Origin of the sequence: Bacteroides sp. DH3716P, assembly GCF_025914115.1 — a bacterium.
Taxonomy (GTDB): domain Bacteria; phylum Bacteroidota; class Bacteroidia; order Bacteroidales; family Bacteroidaceae; genus Bacteroides; species Bacteroides ovatus.
This window is the reverse complement of sequence record NZ_CP083673.1, coordinates 6,026,299-6,046,992: the sequence shown is the minus strand read 5'-3', so window position 1 is coordinate 6,046,992 and position 20,694 is coordinate 6,026,299. Positions and strand designations below refer to the sequence as shown.

The following is a 20,694-nucleotide window of genomic DNA, read 5'->3' as shown; positions in this document are numbered from 1 at the left end:
TGCTAAATCCATAATGCTTCATTTTTATACATCGCAAAAATATAAGAATGAAAAAAGGGCGACAAGATAGAATCGCGGAGACGCTTACAGCGGTAACGAATGATTTTACCTTATTTCAATCCTCGCTTTCACCCGTAATTCTCTCATTCATAACAGTTCTGGCTATAAGGTGAAATCGGTGAAACTTATGAATTAAAAGTTCATGTTACTGATCCGTATTAATAATAATTGTGATCTACTCATACATAAAGAAATCCCCTGTCGGACTAGCCGGCAGGGGATTCTGTCATTAATCAAATTAAGCTCTCGCTATTGAAATCTAGCAGTTTCTAGTCTTTTAATTTTGCGATGATGAAGTCGCGGTTCAAGCGAGCGATGTTGCTGATAGAAATATTCTTCGGACATTCAGCTTCACAAGCACGAGTGTTTGTACAGTTACCGAATCCCAGTTCGTCCATCTTTGACAACATAGCTTTTGCCCGACGCAAAGCTTCCGGTTTACCTTGCGGCAGCAAGTTCAACTGGCTGACTTTTGCAGAAACGAACAACATAGCAGAACCATTCTTACATGCAGCTACACAAGCACCGCAACCGATACAAGAAGCAGCATCCATAGCTTCGTCAGCGATCGGTTTCGCGATCAGGATAGCGTTAGCATCCTGCGGAGCACCTGTGCGTACGCTTACATAACCACCAGCTTGCATAATCTTGTCGTATGCAGTACGGTCTACCATCAAGTCTTTGATGACAGGGAAACCAGCCGAACGCCAAGGTTCAACAGTGATGGTGTCACCGTCGTTGAAACGACGCATATAGATTTGGCAAGTAGTAGCACCTGTTGCAGGACCGTGCGGGTGTCCGTTGATGTAAAGAGAACACATACCGCAGATACCTTCGCGGCAGTCATGATCGAATACTACCGGTTCTTTTCTTTCGCTGATGAGCTGTTCGTTCAGAATATCCAGCATTTCGAGGAAGGAAGTATCACCGGGGATATCTTTCATTTGGTAGGTTTCAAAAGCACCTTTAGCTTTCGGACCAGCTTGGCGCCATACCTTCAGTGTAAATGATATATTTTTATCCATTTTCTTCTAATTCTTTTAAATGTTTAACTTCACCGATTAGCTCTTGTAGTTACGAGTCTGAACTTTGATAGCTTCGTATACCAGCGGTTCTTTGTGCAATACCGGAGCCTTTTCATCGTCACCTTGATATTCCCAGCATGCTACATAGAAGAAGTTTTCGTCATCACGTTTTGCTTCTCCTTCTTCAGTCTGGTATTCTTCACGGAAGTGACCACCACAACTTTCGTTACGGTTCAATGCGTCGTAAGCAACAAGCTCACCCATAGTGATGAAGTCGTACAGACGGATTGCTTTGTCAAGCTCTACGTTCATACCTTCCTTAGAACCGGGGATAAACAAGTTCGTTTCGAATTCCTTGCGGATTTCTTTCAGTTCGGCGATACCTTTCTTCAGGCCTTCTGCCGTACGTCCCATACCTACATATTCCCACATGACATGACCCAGTTTCTTGTGGATAGAATCAACAGATTCTTTACCCTGGATGCTCATGAACTTGTCAATCTTAGCTTGAACTGCTTTTTCAGCTTCAGCAAATTCAGGAAGATCGGTAGAGAAACGAGGAACAGTGATCTGGTCTGCCAGATAGTTCTGGATAGTGTAAGGCAATACGAAGTAACCGTCAGCTAAACCTTGCATCAATGCAGAAGCACCGAGGCGGTTTGCACCATGGTCGGAGAAGTTACATTCACCGATAGCGAACAGACCCTTGATAGTGGTTTGCAGTTCGTAGTCTACCCAGATACCACCCATTGTATAGTGGATAGCCGGATAAATCATCATCGGGTTATAATATTTCACACCACTGATTTCTTTAGCCAGTTCGCCCGGATTAACGTCAGTGATTTCTTCGTACATATCGAAGAGGTTACCATAACGTTGAAGAACAACGTCGATACCCAAACGGTTGATAGCTTCAGAGAAGTCGAGGAATACGGCCAAACCTGTGTTGTTTACACCGAAACCAGCGTCGCAACGTTCTTTAGCGGCACGGCTGGCAACGTCACGCGGAACCAGGTTACCGAATGCCGGATAGCGGCGTTCCAAATAATAGTCGCGGTCTTCTTCCGGAATATCACTTCCTTTGATTTCGCCTTTCTGGAGTTTTACAGCATCTTCTTTCTTCTTCGGAACCCAGATACGACCGTCGTTACGGAGAGATTCAGACATCAAAGTCAGCTTAGACTGCTTGTCACCATGTACCGGAATACAAGTCGGGTGAATCTGAACGTATGCAGGATTTGCGAATACAGCACCCTTGCGGTAGCAAGAGATAGCAGCTGTACAGTTACAACCCATAGCGTTAGTAGACAGGAAGTAAGCGTTACCATAACCACCAGTAGCGATTACTACAGCGTGAGCGGCGAAACGTTCCAATTCGCCTGTTACAAGATTTTTTGCGATGATACCGCGGGCACGTCCGTCAACGATGACAACATCCTGCATTTCGTAGCGGGTATACAGTTTAACAGTACCTACGTTTACCTGACGGCTCAATGCAGAGTAAGCACCCAGCAGCAACTGCTGACCAGTCTGGCCTTTAGCGTAGAAAGTACGGGATACCTGTGCGCCACCGAAAGAACGGTTATCTAGTGTACCGCCATATTCGCGAGCGAAAGGAACACCTTGCGCTACACATTGGTCAATGATAGCGTTAGACACTTCAGCCAAACGATATACGTTTGCTTCACGGGCACGATAGTCGCCACCTTTTACAGTATCGTAGAACAGACGGTAAACGGAGTCACCATCATTTTGATAATTCTTTGCAGCATTGATACCACCCTGTGCAGCGATAGAGTGTGCACGACGGGGAGAATCCTGAATACAGAAATTGAATACTCTGAAACCCATTTCACCAAGTGAAGCAGCGGCAGAAGCACCTGCCAGACCCGTACCCACAACGATGATGTCCAAACGACGTTTATTAGCGGGGTTCACCAATTTCTGGTGAGCTTTATAGTTGGTCCATTTCTCAGCCACCGGGCCTTCTGGAATTTTTGAATCTATCTTGATCATAATATTATTTACAATTTAATCATTTACAATTTACTATTTAGCAAGCACCGCCACAAATCAGTGTTTTCACGAAGAATACCACTACTACCAGTGCGAAACCGAGTACAACAATCGTAGAATAGATGTTAGAAATACATTTCCAACGATTGATCCATACTTTGTTGTTCCATCCCAGTGATTGCATAGAGCTCCAGAAACCGTGAGTCAGGTGGAACCACAAAGCAAACAGCCAAACGAGGTAAAGAACTACGTAAACCGGGCTAGAGAAAGTCTGCTGGATGTGATAAGCACCGTTAGCGGCATAAGCCAGCGTCAGTGTATCAGCGTGCATGCCCATGTTGTGCATCAGTTCCGGCAACTGCATTTTTGCCCAGAAGTTGAAGAGGTGCAAACCAAGACCTACGATAACGATCAGACCCAGCACCAACATGTTTTGAGATGCCCATTCTACAGTTTTTGGTTTGTCAACCACTGCATAGCGTTCGCTACCACGCGCTTTGCGATTCTGCATTGTCAGCCAGAATGCGTAGATGATGTGAATCACAAAAAGAGCGGCTAGTCCTGCGGTAGCCACTAACGCATACCAGTTTGCTCCCAGGAACTCACAAATCATGTTGTAACCATCAGCCGAGATGATTGCAACCAAGTTCATCGCCATGTGAAATGTTAGAAACAGGACAAGGGCGATACCGGTAACGCTCATCACCACTTTCCTTCCTACAGATGAATTACTTAACCACATAAATGATTGAATTTAAATTATTTAATTGTTAGAACTAAAATTTCGACGTTTTACACCTCTTACGGACTGCAAAAATAGGGGAAATAGATTGATTGAGCAAGGAATTAAAGAAATAATTCTTTAATAATGGATCAATGCGCCAATGTGTCAATATGCCAGCCAGTATGTACGCATGGTGCAACTGATTGGCACATTAGTAGGATGAGGCTGTTTATTGTACTTTCCCGATTTTCTCACCGCCGGCTGCTTTCTTGCGTAAAGCGCGTGGGGTATCTCCGAAAGAGTCTTTACAAAAGTGGGCGAAATGCGACAGGGAGTCGAATCCGTATCTGTTACAGATTTCAGTGATTCGCATTTTGGTGTGCTGTAGGTCTTCCAGGATTCCTTCCCGTTTCTTTTCCAGTATCCATTCGTATACGGGCACACCATAGAGGTTTTTGAAAAGTCGGCGGAAAGTAGTGGTTGTATATCCTCCCAGATGCGCAAATTCTTCCACGTTCTTCACGTTGCTGTAATTCTGCATGACGAAATAGTGGAAACTTTCCGTATAAGTGCTGATCGGATAGAAGAATGAACCCAGTTGGGGCAGCGGATAGAAGTTGGTAATCAAGAAAACCAGTTCTTTGCATTTTAAGTCGATATACTTGCTGCAAGGGTTTTCTTCAGCGAGGAATTCGGGCATACTGGTGACAAGGTGGTAAAGCCTTTCGCTCATAATCAGTGGAGTGTAGGTCAAAGGAGCTTCCGCCTGTTCCATCATTTCCTTATATCGGTCTTCGCAGAGCAAAGGCAGTTCGTTGAACCAGTAGACAACGTATTCAACATCTGTCAGTGCCAGTATTTCGACCTTGGAGCCAATAGCTTGCAAAATAATTTGTCTCTCGCGTAACGTTATTCCGGGATGCTCTTCGCTATTGATAAGTAATTCGCCCTTTATCATAAAAAGCATACAATTCTGCGTACACTTATCCTTGGGGATATGCTCTCCTTTAGGTAAGTTTCTATATACAAGGATATTCTCAACATTTTTTGGACATCCCGTACAGTTGGTATATTGTATGCAAAATGAATCTCCTGGCATGAGTTTTATGCATGATTTATTATCTTAACGGAACAAAGATAGGCTTTTTTTGCGGAAAATGGAACTCTTTCTTTTATTTATGTTTTAGTAGAAACCTGCAAATATTATTCTTATCCCTTTGGATGATGTTAGAGAATTCAATATTTATCTGTTGTAAATTTCTGAATAGAAAACTTTATGTTGATTTTTGGAAGTATTATAGTTGTTTTTGAACATCTGTTTCCCTTTGATATGCGTATTTTTGCAATCTAAACGTTTTAATTATCAATCATTATGCTAATGCTAAGAAAAATTGTATTCTTCTTTTTTTTGTTTGTTGGATTATCATTGTTTGCACAGCAAGACTATATGGTCAGTTCTTATGTGCGGGGTAATTTTTACAATCGTGGTCGTATCTCTACAGAAAGCTTGCGGGCAAGTGACGACCTTATTTTCTTGAATGTTCATCCTAATAAAGACGGATCATTGTCATTTGAGAATCCACGTGCATTTCAGGGAAAAGGGGTGACCACTTGGGAAGGTTTGATTAAATCGGTTCGTGCAAAAGTAAAAGGTACAAAAGTGAAAATACGTTTGGGAGCTTCCAGTGGCGAATGGAAAGCGATGGTGGCCGATGAGGCCGCTCGTACGACGTTTGCAAAGAACATAAAGACTGTACTGGAAAAGAATAAACTGGATGGCATTGATCTTGATTTTGAGTGGGCGGAAAATGAGAAAGAATATAAAGATTATAGTTTGGCTATCCTGAAGATGCGTGAAGTGTTGGGAGACAAGTATCTTTTCAGTGTATCTCTGCATCCTGTTTGTTATAAGATTAGTAAGGAAGCTATTGAAGCAGTTGATTTTATTTCACTTCAGTGCTATGGTCCTTCACCGGTTCGCTTTCCGATAGAGAAATATTGTTCGGATATACAGATGGTATTGGAGTATGGCATTCCGAAGGAAAAACTGGTGGCAGGAGTTCCTTTTTATGGGGTGACCAAAGATAATTCAAAGAAGACAGAGGCTTATTTCAATTTTGTACAGAATGGATTGGTTACGAGTCCTGCACAGAATGAAGTGATCTATCAGGGAGATACTTATGTGTTTGACGGTCAGGATAACATTCGTATCAAAACCCGTTATGCAAAGGAACAGAAGCTGAAAGGTATGATGAGTTGGGATTTAGCTACGGATTTGCCGTTAAGTGACAGCAGGTCATTACTAAAAACAATGACTGAAGAATTGAGGGAATGACTTAGTTCGCACGACTGCTGCTTGTAATGTTTTCTTTTTGTAGATGCTGTTTAACAGGCTCTGTTTTAATAGATTCCCCCCTCTCCCTTATTATAAATCAGGTTTATAAAGAATGTGTTAAAACGCTTTTCTTTAGAGAAATACTCCTGCCGCATCGTTTGAAGTGGCCTCCAAAAGTTGGAGGTTTATAAATTAACAAAATAAATAAAGAGTTCGGTATTAGCACCGGACTCTTTCCTTTTAATTTAGGCATTATGACTTTACCCTCTTCTTTTTCGGTAGGAGCTTAATTCGTTTTTCAAAACGTATTAAATGTAAATGGCTCTCTCCCTTTTTATGATTGTATGATCTGCTTCAGGTAATCCGAAGGCGAGACGCCAAATTCCTCTTTAAAGCATTGACGGAAATACCCCGTACTGTTCATTCCTACTTTATAGGCGATTTCAGAGATGTTGAACTTCCCTTCAAGCAATAAACGTTCTGCATTCTGCATTTTCACTTTCCGGATATATTCGTTGGTCGATAATCCTGTCAGTGCTTTCATTTTCCGGTAGAGGGTGGAACCGCTCATACACATCTTGTCTGAAAGATAGGTAATATCAATCTTCTCCGAAGAGAGGTTTTCTTCGATTAAAAGGGTGATTTTTTCAATAAATTCATTATCCAGCTTGCTTAGAGCTTCGGCGATTACGATACGTTTTTCTTTTAAATCTGCCTGATTGCCCGGAACGGATTGTGTCTGGAATTGAGCTATCAGTTTCTTTCTTGATTCCAGCAGATTATTGATACGGCTACGCAGCAGAGAAGCACTGAAAGGCTTTGTCAGATAAGAATCGGCTCCTACCTCGTATCCTTCTTCTTTGTCTTGCAGAGAATCCTTGGCTGTCAATAAGATGACAGGGATATGACTGGTCCGTACGTCCTCTTTCAATTGCCGGCAGAGAGTGATACCGTCCATGACAGGCATCATAATATCGCTGACTACAATATCCGGGATGCGGCTAAGAGCTTGTTGCTTCCCTTCTTCTCCATTGTAGGCGGTGAGTACTTCGAACGAATCGGCAAAGGACTCGGCGATATATTTCTGTATCTCTTCATTGTCTTCTACAATCAACAGGATCGGTTTGCCGGTATCCAGTGTGGTTTCTTGTGGATATTCAAGGCTTGTTTCCTGATTCGTATCTTCTTGAATCGGTTCTGTAGAATCTGCGTGTAAAGCATTGGGATAGATATTATCCGTCAATAGGCTGATATAGAAAGTACTTCCTTCGTTTTGTATGCTTTCTGCCCGGATTTCTCCTTCATGCAGGGTGACCAGATTCTTCACTAGGGCCAAGCCAATGCCTGTTCCGGATGCCTGATGCTTGCCGCTTTCCTGATAATAACGGTCAAAAATATGTGGCAGGGCTTCAGCAGAAATTCCATATCCCGTGTCACTGACTTTTATCTCTGTATAAGCAACCTCATTGCGCATTGTCTGATACAAACTTAGAGTGACGCGTCCCTGTTCCGTATATTTGATCGCGTTGGAAATCAGGTTGTCCAAAACGATGGTAATGATTTCCTTATCAAAGAAAAGGAGCATTTCTTCTTTCTCTATCTGAATTTGGAAATCAATCTTGGTCTTTTGATTTAGTTCTTTGTATTTAAGCCCTATCTCATAGATCAGAGGAGCGATATTGCCTTTGCTGACACACAATTTCTTGTTTTGTGTCTCTGTCTTCCGGAATTCCAGTATTTGATTAATCAAGTTGAGCAGCCGTAGTGCACTCTGATGAATGACAGATAACTTCTGGGCTTGTTTTGCCGGAAGTGAGGTCTCTTTTTGCATATCTTCCAAAGGACCGAGGATTAAGGTCAACAGCGTACGCAGCTCATGGGTAATATTAGTATAGAACCGCAAACGTTCCTGGTTTAATTCCTGTTCTTGCTCATGGTTTTTCTTTTCCAGCGTATAGAGGCTTTCCAAATCCAGCTTCTTTTTATATGCATGCAGGATAAGATAAATGATGCTGATAGATGCCAAAATATAGATAAGCTTTGCCCACCATGTCAGCCAAAGAGGGGGATTGACACGGATGGTAAGTGAAGTAGCTTCTTCCGGCCATTCCTGATTATGTACCCTTGCTTTGATGAGGAATTCATATTTTCCCGGAGGAATGTTTCGGAAAGTGACGCTGTTGTTCTCATTGACGGTGTACCATGAGTTTTCAAGCCCTTTCAGCATATAAACATATTCCACTTGGTTGACTAGTGAGTAGTTTTGTACGTTAAATGTAAGTCCAAAGCTATTTTGCGCATGACTTAGTTCTACATTCTGTCCTTTGGATAAATTGATAATCATGTCATTATTTTCCAGGTTGCTCAATCGTCCGAGTATTTTCATTTCTGTGATAACTGCTGCCGGAGCTGGTTGTTCGTTCATGGTGATATCGGGATTGAAGCAGCATACTCCATTGATAGAACCGAAATAAATCCATCCGTTCTTGTTTTGTGTTACACAACTGCTTGAGAAACTTCCCGCCGGTACATCATCAGAGTGACCATAGTTGTAAAAACAGTCTTTGCTTGTAACATAACAGCTGATCCCTTTGTTGTTACTAAACCAGATATTTCCTTTTTTGTCTTCTGCTATAGCGCAGATATTCGTATTGATCAAGCCGTCTTTCCGTTGATAAGTCTTATAATTCAGTTCATCGGTAGACAGGAAACAAACCAATCCCTCTCCTGTTCCTATCCACATTCTTTTTTGTTTATCTTGTATGATCTGGTTGATAGTATTGGAACAGAAACCATCCCTTTGAGTGAACGTTTTGATTTTCTGTAAGTCCGGGGTGTATATCCCAAGTCCGTCTCCGAAAGTCCCAATCCAGAAACGCCCTTTCTCATCTTGAGCTATGGAGCGTATAAAGTCACTTTGCAGTTCGCTGTTTTCTGTATTGTAATGTCGGATAATCTCCATTGTAAGAGGGTTCAATACAACAATTCCTCCACTGTATCCTACCCAAATGTTGTGTTGGGCATCTTCATAGATCGTACGGACATCCAGATTAGATTGTCCCATAAGAGAGATGGAACGGAATTTTTTATTCCGGCTATCATAATGGCTGATTCCCCCTTCATAGGATCCAAACCATAAATTGCCTTTTGAATCCTGCAAAGAGGCTAATATAAAATTAGAAGGAATATCTCCACTCTCTTTTTTATAGATGGCGGTACGTTTCTCTCCTTCAAATACATTGATTCCTCCGCCGTCTGTTCCGATCCAAACCCGCCCTTGTCTGTCCATACAGAGGCTGCTGGCTACTTTGTTGTTCAGACTGTTCTCATTGTTTGGAATAGGAGAATAGCTCAATGTGGTGAACAAAGGTGATTTACTACTGATAAAATTGATTCCTCCTCCCCATGTTCCTATCCAAATGTTATCAAAAGAATCCTGAAATATGCATCGGGCACTTGCGTTAGAGAGGCTTCGGCTATCGTCACCTTCCTGTATGTATTCAAGAGAAATCTCCTCTGGTGAGAGAAACATACTTTGTTTTAGGTTCAATATAGCAATGCCATTCAGCTCGGAGGCAATCCAAAGCTTATTATCTTTTAGTTGGCGGATAGATAATATACGACTGCATAAAGTGTCATACTTGTCATTCTTGTTTTTTTTGAACGTAATGAAGTTTTCATTAGCAGCATTATATAGGGCCAATCCTTTATTTGTACCTAACCAGATATTTCCGTTCGTATCTTTTATAATACAAAACACATCATTACCGGGTAAACTCATTGGGTTTCCGGCTTCGTTCCGGAAGTTTTTTACACTTTTATCTTTAAGAGAAAGAATACTGAACCCGCTTCCGACATGTCCGATATACAAATTCCCATCACCTCCGTCCAATACTGTCCATGTTTGCTCACAGGGTAGACCGGGAACTGTATTTTTATTATAATGAGTGAATTGTCCGCTGGTGATATCAAGATATTCTATACCTCTATAATAGGTACTAATCCATAAACCATCATCATGTTGAGTGGAAGGAGAAATGTCTGTTACGTCATTCGTAATCAAACTATGTGGATTCTTCGGGTTATGCTGATAAGCGGTAAATGTTTGCTCATTATAATTATATGCATTTAGTCCGTCTCGTTGAGTGGCTATCCAAATAATGGGACGTTTCGTGTCAGCATACACCCGGTTAAGCTCGTTGCCGGTGATTCCCTGATTGTCCTGTGTCAAATCATTTTTATAGTAAGTAGTAAAGCGGGTACCGTCAAACTTATTAAGTCCTTCTTCTGTGGCAAACCATAAGAACCCTTGTTTATCTTGTGTAATGCTGACTACATAATTATTTGATAATCCTTGCTCTATCCCCAATCTTTTTACGGAATGAGACTGGGCTATCAACTGAAAAGTTGATAACAAGAATAAAAATAGAATAGAAGCAATGTGTTTTTTCATAACTCGTGCTTATTTGTTTCAATTACAAATCCAAAAATAGGAATAAATATTTTATTTAGAGTATGTAAATCGTTCATTGCATGATTTGTGTAGCTCTTCTGCATGATTTTTGTTTATTCAGTCTATATCAATGACGTATATTTGTGTTCGAAAAAACAACAAAAAATGTTTAATCTTTAAATTCTAATTTATGAGGTATTTAAGAATCTTATGCATATGTGTCATACAGCTGTTTCTGTCTGCTGTTGCATTTGCACAAACACAAGTTACAGGACATGTAGCTGATGTAAGGGGAGAGGATATCATTGGTGCCAATGTAACTGTAAAGGGAACTTCTAATGGGACAATTACAGACATCGATGGTAATTTTACAATCAATGTAGATGATAAGAATGGAACACTGGCAGTCTCGTTTATTGGTTATAAGACAAAAGAAGTGAAGATTGGCGAAAAGGCACGTCTTCAGATTGTTCTTGAAGAAGATACCGAAACTTTGGATGAAGTTGTAGTGGTAGGTTATGGTACACAAACCAAGAAAAGTTTGACCGGAGCAATCAGTGATGTCAAGTCTGATGCGTTGACACGTTCTGTTTCTACTACTACTGCCGGAGCGTTGTCCGGTAAAATAGCAGGTGTGTCTACACGTGCTGTGGATGCGCGTCCGGGTAGGGGAATTAATCTCGAAATTCGTAATATGGGTAGTCCGCTGTTTGTAATTGATGGTATTCCTTATGGAGGTATGAATAGTCGTGACTGGTTGCAGGCATCGGATGTTTCCGGTAGTGATGTCTTTAATGCTCTAAACATTGAAGATATTGAAAGTATCACAGTCTTGAAGGATGCTTCTGCTGCTATTTACGGTTTGCGTGCATCAAATGGTGTGGTTTTGGTAACTACCAAGAAAGGTAAAAAGAATGATAAGGTAAGTATCAATGTAAATGGATATTATGGCTGGCAAAACCTGACCCGTTTCCCGAAATTGGCAAATGCGGGACAATATGTAAGAGGGCTGGCTGAAGCAGCGCAGAACAGAGGCGAAGATCCAAGCAAGCTATATAGCCCCGAAGAACTGGCGAAATGGGAAGCTGGTACGGAACCGGGATATAAGAGTTATGACTATTATGATATGGTGATGAGAAAAAATGTGCCGCAGTATCACATCAATGCTAATGTGACGGGTGGCTCTGAAAAGACTAACTACTACCTTTCTGTTGCTCATACCGGACAGGATGCTATGATGCGTGACTTCAAATATGAACGTACTAACCTTCAGTTGAATATTGATACAAAGATTACAGACCGTTTTACGATCGGTGCACAGATCAGCGGTAAATACGAAAAGACCGAAGATGTAGGTTTGCCTGGCGGTGATGGATATTATTCGGCTATTTTGTCTATGTTCAAAATGCAACCGATTGAAAGTCCTTATGCTAATGATAATCCGGAGTATATCAATAATGTACATGAGAATGGTTACAATCCGGCAGCTTTTAGCCGTGATATTGCCGGCTATAAAGATAATCTGACTCGTAATGCCAATATCAATGCTTATGCGCAGTATGATTTCTCATTTGGTTTGACTGCAAAGGCTACTTTCTCGTACAATTATACTAACAGTCGTTTTGACGGTTATCAATATGCTTATCAGATTTATACCTACGATAAAGAGAAAGATACTTATAATGGAACTCCTGCAGTAGGACGTTGGAGAAGTCAAATTGATCGTAGCGTTCCTGCGCGTTATATGCAGTTACAATTGAATTATGCCAAACAGATTAAGAATCACAATATTTCGGCTGTTTTGGGTTATGAAGCCTCCGATTACGATTGGACTAAGAAGACTTATGGCACAGAACCTTCTACCGACTATTTGCCGCTATTGCAGTTCGATGAACTTAACAGTTTCGGTGATGAATGGAGCTACGAGGCACGTGCCGGATGGATTGGCCGTATCAATTACGATTTTGCTCATAAATATCTGGTCGAATTACTGGCTCGTTATGATGGTTCTTATCTTTATGCAGCGAATAATCGTTGGGGATTCTTCCCGGGTGTATCTATCGGTTGGAGAATCTCGGAAGAGAAATTCTTTGAAAAGTTGAGACCAGTTGTAGATGATTTAAAGATTCGTGCTTCTATCGGTCAGACAGGTACAGAAAAAGATGTAAAGTTGTTCGATTACTTGAGTGGTTATACCTGGAATAATGGTAACGCTGTATTGGATGGTGAACTGGTTACCGGACTGAATCAAAGAGGATTGCCTATTACAAATTTGTCCTGGACTAAGAATACGACATCGAATATCGGTTTTGATTTGACTATGTTCAATAATCGTTTGAAGATCACAGCCGATGCTTTCCGTAAGGATATTACCGGTGTGCCGGCTGCTCGCTATGATGTATTGCTTCCGAGCGAAGTAGGCTATTCGTTACCTAACGAAAATTTGAACAAACAAGCTTATATCGGTGCGGAGGGTATGGTTACATGGACCGACCATATCGGTGATTTGAACTATACTGTAAGCGGTAACTTTACTTTCTCACGTTACAAAAGTATTGAGACTTACAAACCGCGTTTTAATAACTCCTGGGATGAATATCGCAATTCTGCAGAAGGCCGTTGGGGAGGTATTTATTGGGGGTATCAGGTTATCGGACAATTCCAGTCGGAAGAAGAAATTCGTAATTATCCGGTAAACCTGGATGGAAATAATAACCGCACCCTGCTTCCCGGTGACTTTATCTATAAAGATGTGAATGGTGATGGCATCATCAATGGTATGGATGAGCGCCCCATCGGTTATCCTGAAGGCTGGGCACCTATCATGTCATTTGGTGGTAATATTGGTTTGCAGTGGAAGGGCATTGACTTGAATATCGACCTTTCCGGTGGTGCTATGCAAGGATGGAGACAGAACTATGAGTTGGCCAATGCATATCATGGCAACGGAAACTCTCCGGTTTATTTGTTGGAAGACCGTTGGCATCGTGCCGACTTGTATGATCCGGATAGTGAATGGATACCGGGACGTTATCCGGCCATCCGTAAAGGTGAATTCAGCTATAACAATAAGAATAGTGACTTTTGGTTGCACAACGTACGCTATCTGCGTATCAAGAACCTGGAAGTGGGTTACAGCCTGCCGGCTCAACTGTTGAGACCGATCCGTGCACAGAAGGTACGTGTTTATGCGAATGTTTCTAACTTGTGTTCGTTCGACAATGTGGGTAAGTTTGGAGTCGATCCTGAAATTACCGCCGCAGCTGCAGTGGTATATCCGCAACAACGTACATTCCTACTTGGATTTAATATTACATACTAAAAACGAAAGTGATCATGAAAAGCAAATCTATAAAAATACTTCTGATGGGAGCTGCCATCACTTCCATGTTGTCGAGTTGTGGTGACAGTTGGTTCGAAAGAGAACCCAAAAACATTCTTACTAATGAGTTGGTATGGAATGATCCGAACATGATTAAATCGCAGTTGGCCAATCTTTATAATCGTATTCCGCAGTTGCACGGTGATTTTAACACCGGTGGTATGTGTGAAACAGACGATGCGATGTATTGTGGTACATTGGACCAGAATTATCGTAACGAGCTGCGTTATGGAAACGATTACGGACGCTGGTGGGATTACGGACTGATACGTGACATCAATATGTCTATTGAGAATGTCGATAAGTATGGAACCGATATTTCGGCAGATGAGAAACTTCAGTTCAAAGCGGAGTTCCGTTTTATCCGCGCCTACGTTTATTTTGAGCTTGTAAGACGTATGGGTGGTGTACCATTGATTACAACGACTTTGGAGTATGACTTTAGCGGAGATCCTTCTTATTTACGCAATCCGCGTGCAAAGGAACACGAAATATATGATTTTGTATATAGTGAATGTGAAGCGATTAAGTCGCAATTGGGTAATAAAGGCAGTCAGACTCGTGCCAACTATTACACAGCGTTAGCGTTGGAAAGTCGCGCTATGTTGTATGCCGGTTCTATCGCTAAGTACAACGCGCTGAAAACTCCTAATATTGTGACTTCCGGTGGAGAAGTGGGTATTCCGTCCGATATGGCAGATGATTACTATCGCAAATCATTGACAGCTTCGCAAGAGATTATCACAAAAGGTGGATATGAACTTTATGAGAAGGAGTCAGATAAAGGGGTGAACTTCTACAAGATGCTTATGGACAAGACCCTGAATAAGGAAGCAATTTGGGTGAAAGATTATAAGAATCCTCTGAAGGTGCATAGCTTCGGTTATGATAATGTAGTTCATCATTTAAGAGAGGATAACGACAACTCTTCTTGCATCGGCCCGTCACTAGGATTGGTAGAGGCTTTCGATTATCTGGATGGAACTCCGGGAACGTTACATTATAAGAATGGTGATGATTATGTAGTATATGACACTCCAAGCGATATTTTTGCCAATAAAGATGCACGTTTGTATGGTACGATTATCTATCCGGGTTCCAAGTTCAGAAATCAAGATGTGGATATTCAGGCAGGAGTAGCAGTTTGGAACGATAAGACCGGTTCTTATGACTTGCTGACAGACCCGAAATTGGGAAGTTTTTATGAAGATAATAAAACTTTTGTCGGTCAGGACGGACCTCAAACCAACAGTCCTAATGTGAGCAACACCGGATTCTATATCCGTAAGTTTATCAGTGAGGCTTCCGGTTACACTCTCCGTAACTACGCTGAAAACTGGTGGCCTTGGTTCCGTTTGGGTGAAATCTATTTGAATGCCGCCGAAGCTGCTTTCGAATTGAATGACGAGCCGACAGCTTTACCCTACATCAACCGCTTGCGTCAGCGTGCCGGTTTCCCGGCCAACAGCTTGACAAGCCTGACAATAGAAAAGATTCAGAACGAACGTCGTGTGGAACTGGCTTTCGAAGATCACCGTTATTTTGATATGAAACGATGGAGAATAGCTGATATTACCTGGAACGGAAATATTGATAATGATAAAGCTATCGTATATGGTTTATATCCTTATCGTATTGCAGGGGCAAAACCGGGAACACAGGATCAGGACAAGTACATTTTCGTAAAGACCAGATCCGAACGTTTCAAGGTGGCAAGAACCTTCCAGCAGTCCAACTATTATTCATTCATTGCTGATGATGTAATTAATAACAATCCGACGATTGTTAAGAATCCATTCCAATAAAAAATAAGAGATTATGAAAAAGATTATACCTTTCTTTATTATGATATGTTGTTTGTTGGCAGTAAGCAGTTGCAGCTACGACAACTTTGAGGAACCTAAAGCCACATTAACCGGAAAAGCTATTTATGATGGTGAGGCAGTAGGGGTTAGAAGCGGAAGTTCCGAATTTGCTTTGTTTCAGGATGGTTATGCTCTGAAAGGTTCTATTCCGGTGTATATTGCCCAAGATGGAAGTTATTCCGTATCGCTTTTCAATGGTGATTACAAATTGGTGCGTATGGGTAATGCACCTTGGGAAAGACCTTCTAATGATACGATCTATATTAGCGTAAAAGGAAACACTGTGCAGGATATTCCTGTGACGCCGTATTTCTTTGTCAGAAACGTGTCTTTTGCCAAAAACGGTAACAAGATTACAGCACGTTTCACCATTAACAAGGTGGTTGCCAATGCCAATATGGAAAATGTAGGTATCTATCTAGGGACAGGCATCCTGACGGATGAGAAGCAGAAAGAAGCAGAGTTGAAGTTGGGTAATGCTGTTTCACTCGATCAGGAAAACACAGCTGAAATTGAAATCCCGAGTGGTTTGGTAAACGAATCGTATCTTTACGCCCGTGTGGGAGTCAAATCGGACAAATCATCAGAATATTGCTATAGTCAGTCTATTAAGGTAGCATTGAAATAAATAGTATCAAGAATATAATACTTGAGGGGGAAGTATCGCAACCTGATATTTCCCCCTTTATCTAATGAATGAAAATAATGATAGTAACGATTAAACAAACTCTAATTGCGTTCGGCCTGCTGTTAGCGGTGACATTTCCTGCTTTCGCACAATCAGGGAATCCTGTCTTGCCGGGTTTTCATGCCGATCCTGAAATCTTGTATTCTAATAAGACAAAGAAATACTACATTTATTCTACTACAGACGGTCAGCCTGGATGGGGTGGTTGGTATTTTACTGTTTTTTCGTCCGTCGACTTGAAGAATTGGAAGGATGAAGGAGTCATGCTGGATTTAAAGTCAGATCAAGTGCCTTGGGCGGATGGTAATGCGTGGGCGCCATGTATAGAGGAAAAGTTAGTAGGAGATCAATATAAATATTTCTTTTATTACAGTGGAAATCCTAAGACAGGAGGAGGAAAGCAGATCGGAGTGGCTACAAGTGATTCGCCTGCCGGACCGTTTGTTGACTTGGGACATCCTATTATAACGGATTCGCCTACAGGACACGGGCAACAGATTGATGTGGACGTGTTCACCGATCCAGCTTCGGGGAAGTCATATTTGTATTGGGGAAACGGTTATATGGCAGGTGCAGAGCTTAATGATGATATGATTTCAATTAAGAAAGAGACTATCACAGTGATGACTCCCGAAGGAGGAACGCTACAGGATTATGCGTATCGTGAGGCTGCTTATGTGTTTTATCGTAACGGGCTTTACTATTTCATGTGGTCGGTAGACGATACTGGTTCTCCTAATTATCATGTAGCTTATGGCACTTCGACATCACCCTTGGGGCCGATTAAAGTAGCTAAGAGCCCTGTCGTATTGATTCAAAACCCGGAGAAGGAAATATATGGCCCTGCTCATAATTCCATATTGCAGGTTCCCGGTACTGATAAGTGGTATATTGTTTATCATCGCATTAATAAGAATTATCTGAAGAGTGATCCCGGTGTTCATCGTGAAGTATGCATAGATCGTATGGAATTTAATGAAGATGGGAGCATTAAACAAGTAATACCCACCCGTTAGTTATATCTTTTCGGATTTCAATAGATTGTTTGTATGTTTTTAGAACTGTATTGTGTGATTTGAATAATTAAAGATTTTAGATGAATAGGATGAAAGGTAAAAAGATTTTAGCCGCTTTAGGCTTCTTCTCAATAGCCAGTGTGGCAGGTGGATGTTCCCAACCTGCCCCCGAAATACGTTATCAGATAGAAACAGACCAACCCTGTCAGACGATGGCATACTTCAGTGCTTCCGATGCCTGGAGTATGCAATTCATCGGGCTTTGGCCACAGGAGAAACAAAACCAAATAGCCGACTGGCTGTTCAGCACGGAGAATGACGCCAACGGACAACCGAAAGGTATCGGCCTGTCACTCTGGCGTTTCAATGTCGGAGCAGGTAGTACGGAGCAAGGAGAGAACAGTCAGATTGCTTCTCCCTGGATGCGTGCCGAATGTTTCCTGAATCCCGACGGAACATACGACTGGAACAAGCAACAGGGGCAACGCAACTTCCTGAAACTGGCAAAAGAAAGGGGAGTCAACAAATTTCTGGCTTTCCTGAATTCGCCTCCTGTATATTTCACACAGAACGGATTGGCTACCAACACCGGACGTGGAGGTACGGCGAACCTGAAACCGGATTGTTATGAAAAGTACGCTCGTTTTCTGGCAGATGTAGTGCAGGGAGTAGAACAACACGATGGCGTCAAGTTCAACTATATCTGTCCTTTCAATGAACCGGACGGACACTGGAACTGGGTCGGTCCGAAGCAGGAAGGCTGTCCGGCAACGAATAGGGAAGTAGCCCGCACGGTTCGTGTGTTGAGCAAAGAGTTTGTAGACCGGGACATGGATACACAGATTCTGGTCAATGAGTCTTCCGATTATCGTTGTATGTTCCGCACTCACGAAACGGATTGGCAACGGGGGTATCAGATTCAGGCTTTCTTCTGCCCGGATAGTGTGGATACGTATTTGGGAGATACTCCGAATGTTCCTCGTCTGATGCTCGGGCATAGCTATTGGACAAATACACCTTTAAGCGATCTGCGCAATATCCGTCTTCAACTACGGGATACACTAGATAAATACAATGTTGACTTCTGGCAGACGGAAACTTGTATTATGGGCAATGATGAAGAGATCGGTGGCGGAGGTGGTTTCGACCGTACCATGAAAACGGCACTTTATGTAGCACGTATTATTCATCACGATATTGTATATGCGGGAGCAAAAAGTTGGCAATGGTGGCGTGCCATTGGCGGTGATTACAAAGATGGATTGATTCGCGAATATACTACGGACGATAACTTCCTGAATGGCAGAGTGGAAGACTCCAAACTGATGTGGGCTTTAGGTAATTATAGTCGTTTTATTCGTCCGGGGGCAGTCCGGTTGTCCGTTTCGGCTTTCGATCAAACGGGCGCTTTGATTCCTGATGGCGACACCGACCAGCAAGGATTGATGTGTTCTGCTTATAAGAATGTAGACGGAACGTATGTGATGGTAGTTATTAATTATGCCAATGAAGAAAAAGAGTTTTCTATTCATAAAGGAAAAGTAGGAAATACGCAATGGCAGATTTATCGTACTTCGGATAAAGAAGGGGAAAATTTGCTTCCGGTGAGGACAGTGAAAAGTGGAAAAACAGTTCAGATTCCGGCGCGTTCTATTATAACGCTTCAGGGCAAATAAAAAACTGTCTCATATTTTTGAGTAGTATATTTGTACGCCTGCCCATTGCTAATTAAGATAGTAATTAATTTGTGTAATTTTTGCACAAGTTAGACGAAAATAGAGGGAAATTCAGTTGTTGCAAAATCTGCGACAACTGAATTTCCCTTTTTATTTTTTCTGATTTCCTTTTATTCATCTGTCTTTATCTCCGCCTTGCCATAATATCCCGGCATCGGCACATAAATCGGATTATAATAAGTATTGATATTCTTCAACTTCTTCTCCTCCTCTTTTAGCCGTTTGATTTGCCGTGCGGCAGTGGTAGGGGCAAAGCCGCACAATCCTTGAAAGTCGCGACGGGTTAATACAGGGTTGCTCTTGAAGTAGTTTGTCAGCAATTTGTCTATCTCGTCATTTGAAAGGACAGCCGAATGGGGTTTCAGTTTACTTCGCTCCACATGAACAACACTGACTGACCTTTTTAGTTTGGCATCCGCTTTAAAGCTGATATTGGCTTTGAGTTTTATCTGATTCGCTTTTAGTTTGGGCGAAGTGATAGGTTCTTGACTATTCAGCTTTATCTGGAAATAACCGATGCCATCCAGATGGACGCTTTGTCCTTCCCGAAGACGATCTCCCATAAAATGACTTAGGGATTCGAGAACAGACTTTACATCCCCTTCAGTTAGAGAAGTTGCTATCTGGATTTCTTTTGCCAAATAGTCTGTGTCAATGTGTTGGAAGTTGACTACACGTGCGTGATACACTTCTTTGTCTTCCTCATCCTTGGGATGGGGAGTCTTGTACAATTCAAATTGTATTGCCATTATTTATTTGTTTTCGCCTTATACATTACTACGTACCTTTAATTAACCGTTGCAAGCCTATAAGGACATTGTTTTTTGTTGTTGCGAAGCTAATCGATCATCTTCGGACTTAGGGGGGAGGGTGTTATATAGCTGTTGTTTGTTTGTTATCAAGCGGCTTTTATAAGTTATCCTGCCTTTATTCTTAGACTAAGGCATAGGGATAGTTGTCTTCCGGTGCCTTTATCATTAGTTTCCCACGGCCGTGGAGAGATCTCTTCATGGCTGTGGTAGTATCTTTCCACGGCCGTGGTAGGAATTCGCCACGGTCATGAAGAATGAACTATATCGGTAACAAAGATAAACTATATCAGGGAGAAAAGCAAACTATCTCTGCTTGTTTGAGGTATTTATACGCCTTGTTCTATCTGATAGATATAGGGCAGGGGAGAATTAAACTATTCAACAAAAACAAGCTATCTTATGCATATAGGGCCTTTATTCGGCTATTTTGTAGATGATAGATAACCTGTTTTTGCTGGTAAAAGTATGATAGATACCTTTTTTAAAAGCTATCTATCATACTTATTTCTTTGATAATGAGTAAACTATCAAAATGAATGATACTTATGATAGATATTTTTTCACTATAGTGAGTATATATGT

Annotated in this window: 12 protein-coding genes; 6 read left to right on the top strand and 6 right to left on the bottom strand. The window is 41.7% G+C overall.

Annotated features, from left to right (window positions below):
• Window positions 1–329: 329 nt before the first annotated feature.
• The 4 genes from KQP79_RS23140 to KQP79_RS23125 all read right to left on the bottom strand — a co-directional run bounded on the left by KQP79_RS23140 (window position 330) and on the right by KQP79_RS23125 (window position 4,924).
• On the bottom strand, window positions 330–1,085 hold the full coding sequence (locus KQP79_RS23140) for a succinate dehydrogenase/fumarate reductase iron-sulfur subunit (RefSeq protein ID WP_004298485.1): 756 nt from the start codon (window positions 1,083–1,085) through the stop codon (window positions 330–332).
• 36 nt (window positions 1,086–1,121) lie between these two features.
• Window positions 1,122–3,101: a fumarate reductase/succinate dehydrogenase flavoprotein subunit gene (locus KQP79_RS23135; protein WP_004298483.1), complete on the bottom strand. Its 1,980-nt coding sequence runs from the start codon at window positions 3,099–3,101 to the stop codon at window positions 1,122–1,124.
• 37 nt (window positions 3,102–3,138) lie between these two features.
• Window positions 3,139–3,843: a succinate dehydrogenase/fumarate reductase cytochrome b subunit gene (locus KQP79_RS23130; RefSeq protein WP_004298481.1), complete on the bottom strand. Its 705-nt coding sequence runs from the start codon at window positions 3,841–3,843 to the stop codon at window positions 3,139–3,141.
• A gap of 211 nt (window positions 3,844–4,054) precedes the next feature.
• Window positions 4,055–4,924, bottom strand: a complete 870-nt coding sequence (locus KQP79_RS23125; protein WP_061448489.1) for a helix-turn-helix domain-containing protein — start codon at window positions 4,922–4,924, stop codon at window positions 4,055–4,057.
• A gap of 273 nt (window positions 4,925–5,197) precedes the next feature.
• Here KQP79_RS23125 and KQP79_RS23120 point away from each other — a divergent pair, with 273 nt between their 5' ends.
• Complete coding sequence (locus KQP79_RS23120; RefSeq protein WP_061448488.1) at window positions 5,198–6,160, top strand: glycoside hydrolase family 18 protein; 963 nt, start codon at window positions 5,198–5,200, stop codon at window positions 6,158–6,160.
• A gap of 334 nt (window positions 6,161–6,494) precedes the next feature.
• Here the strand turns inward: KQP79_RS23120 and KQP79_RS23115 are convergent, their stop codons facing one another.
• Window positions 6,495–10,613, bottom strand: coding sequence for a hybrid sensor histidine kinase/response regulator transcription factor (locus KQP79_RS23115; RefSeq protein WP_264386570.1), 4,119 nt, complete (start codon window positions 10,611–10,613; stop codon window positions 6,495–6,497).
• 190 nt (window positions 10,614–10,803) lie between these two features.
• Between KQP79_RS23115 and KQP79_RS23110 the strand changes: the two genes are divergently transcribed.
• The 5 genes from KQP79_RS23110 to KQP79_RS23090 all read left to right on the top strand — a co-directional run bounded on the left by KQP79_RS23110 (window position 10,804) and on the right by KQP79_RS23090 (window position 19,240).
• On the top strand, window positions 10,804–13,935 hold the full coding sequence (locus KQP79_RS23110; RefSeq protein WP_008775264.1) for a SusC/RagA family TonB-linked outer membrane protein: 3,132 nt from the start codon (window positions 10,804–10,806) through the stop codon (window positions 13,933–13,935).
• A 14-nt stretch (window positions 13,936–13,949) separates the two neighbouring features.
• The gene (locus tag KQP79_RS23105) at window positions 13,950–15,800 is read left to right on the top strand and encodes a RagB/SusD family nutrient uptake outer membrane protein (protein WP_061448487.1); all 1,851 of its coding nucleotides are present in this window, start codon (window positions 13,950–13,952) and stop codon (window positions 15,798–15,800) included.
• A gap of 13 nt (window positions 15,801–15,813) precedes the next feature.
• Window positions 15,814–16,488, top strand: a complete 675-nt coding sequence (locus KQP79_RS23100) for a DUF3823 domain-containing protein (RefSeq protein WP_008642297.1) — start codon at window positions 15,814–15,816, stop codon at window positions 16,486–16,488.
• A gap of 68 nt (window positions 16,489–16,556) precedes the next feature.
• A complete protein-coding gene (locus KQP79_RS23095) occupies window positions 16,557–17,564 on the top strand; it encodes a family 43 glycosylhydrolase (protein WP_008646688.1) in 1,008 nt (335 codons plus the stop codon).
• 89 nt (window positions 17,565–17,653) lie between these two features.
• A complete protein-coding gene (locus KQP79_RS23090; RefSeq protein WP_061448485.1) occupies window positions 17,654–19,240 on the top strand; it encodes a glycoside hydrolase family 30 protein in 1,587 nt (528 codons plus the stop codon).
• A gap of 170 nt (window positions 19,241–19,410) precedes the next feature.
• Here the strand turns inward: KQP79_RS23090 and KQP79_RS23085 are convergent, their stop codons facing one another.
• Complete coding sequence (locus tag KQP79_RS23085) at window positions 19,411–20,049, bottom strand: HU family DNA-binding protein (protein ID WP_061448484.1); 639 nt, start codon at window positions 20,047–20,049, stop codon at window positions 19,411–19,413.
• Window positions 20,050–20,694: the final 645 nt, after the last annotated feature.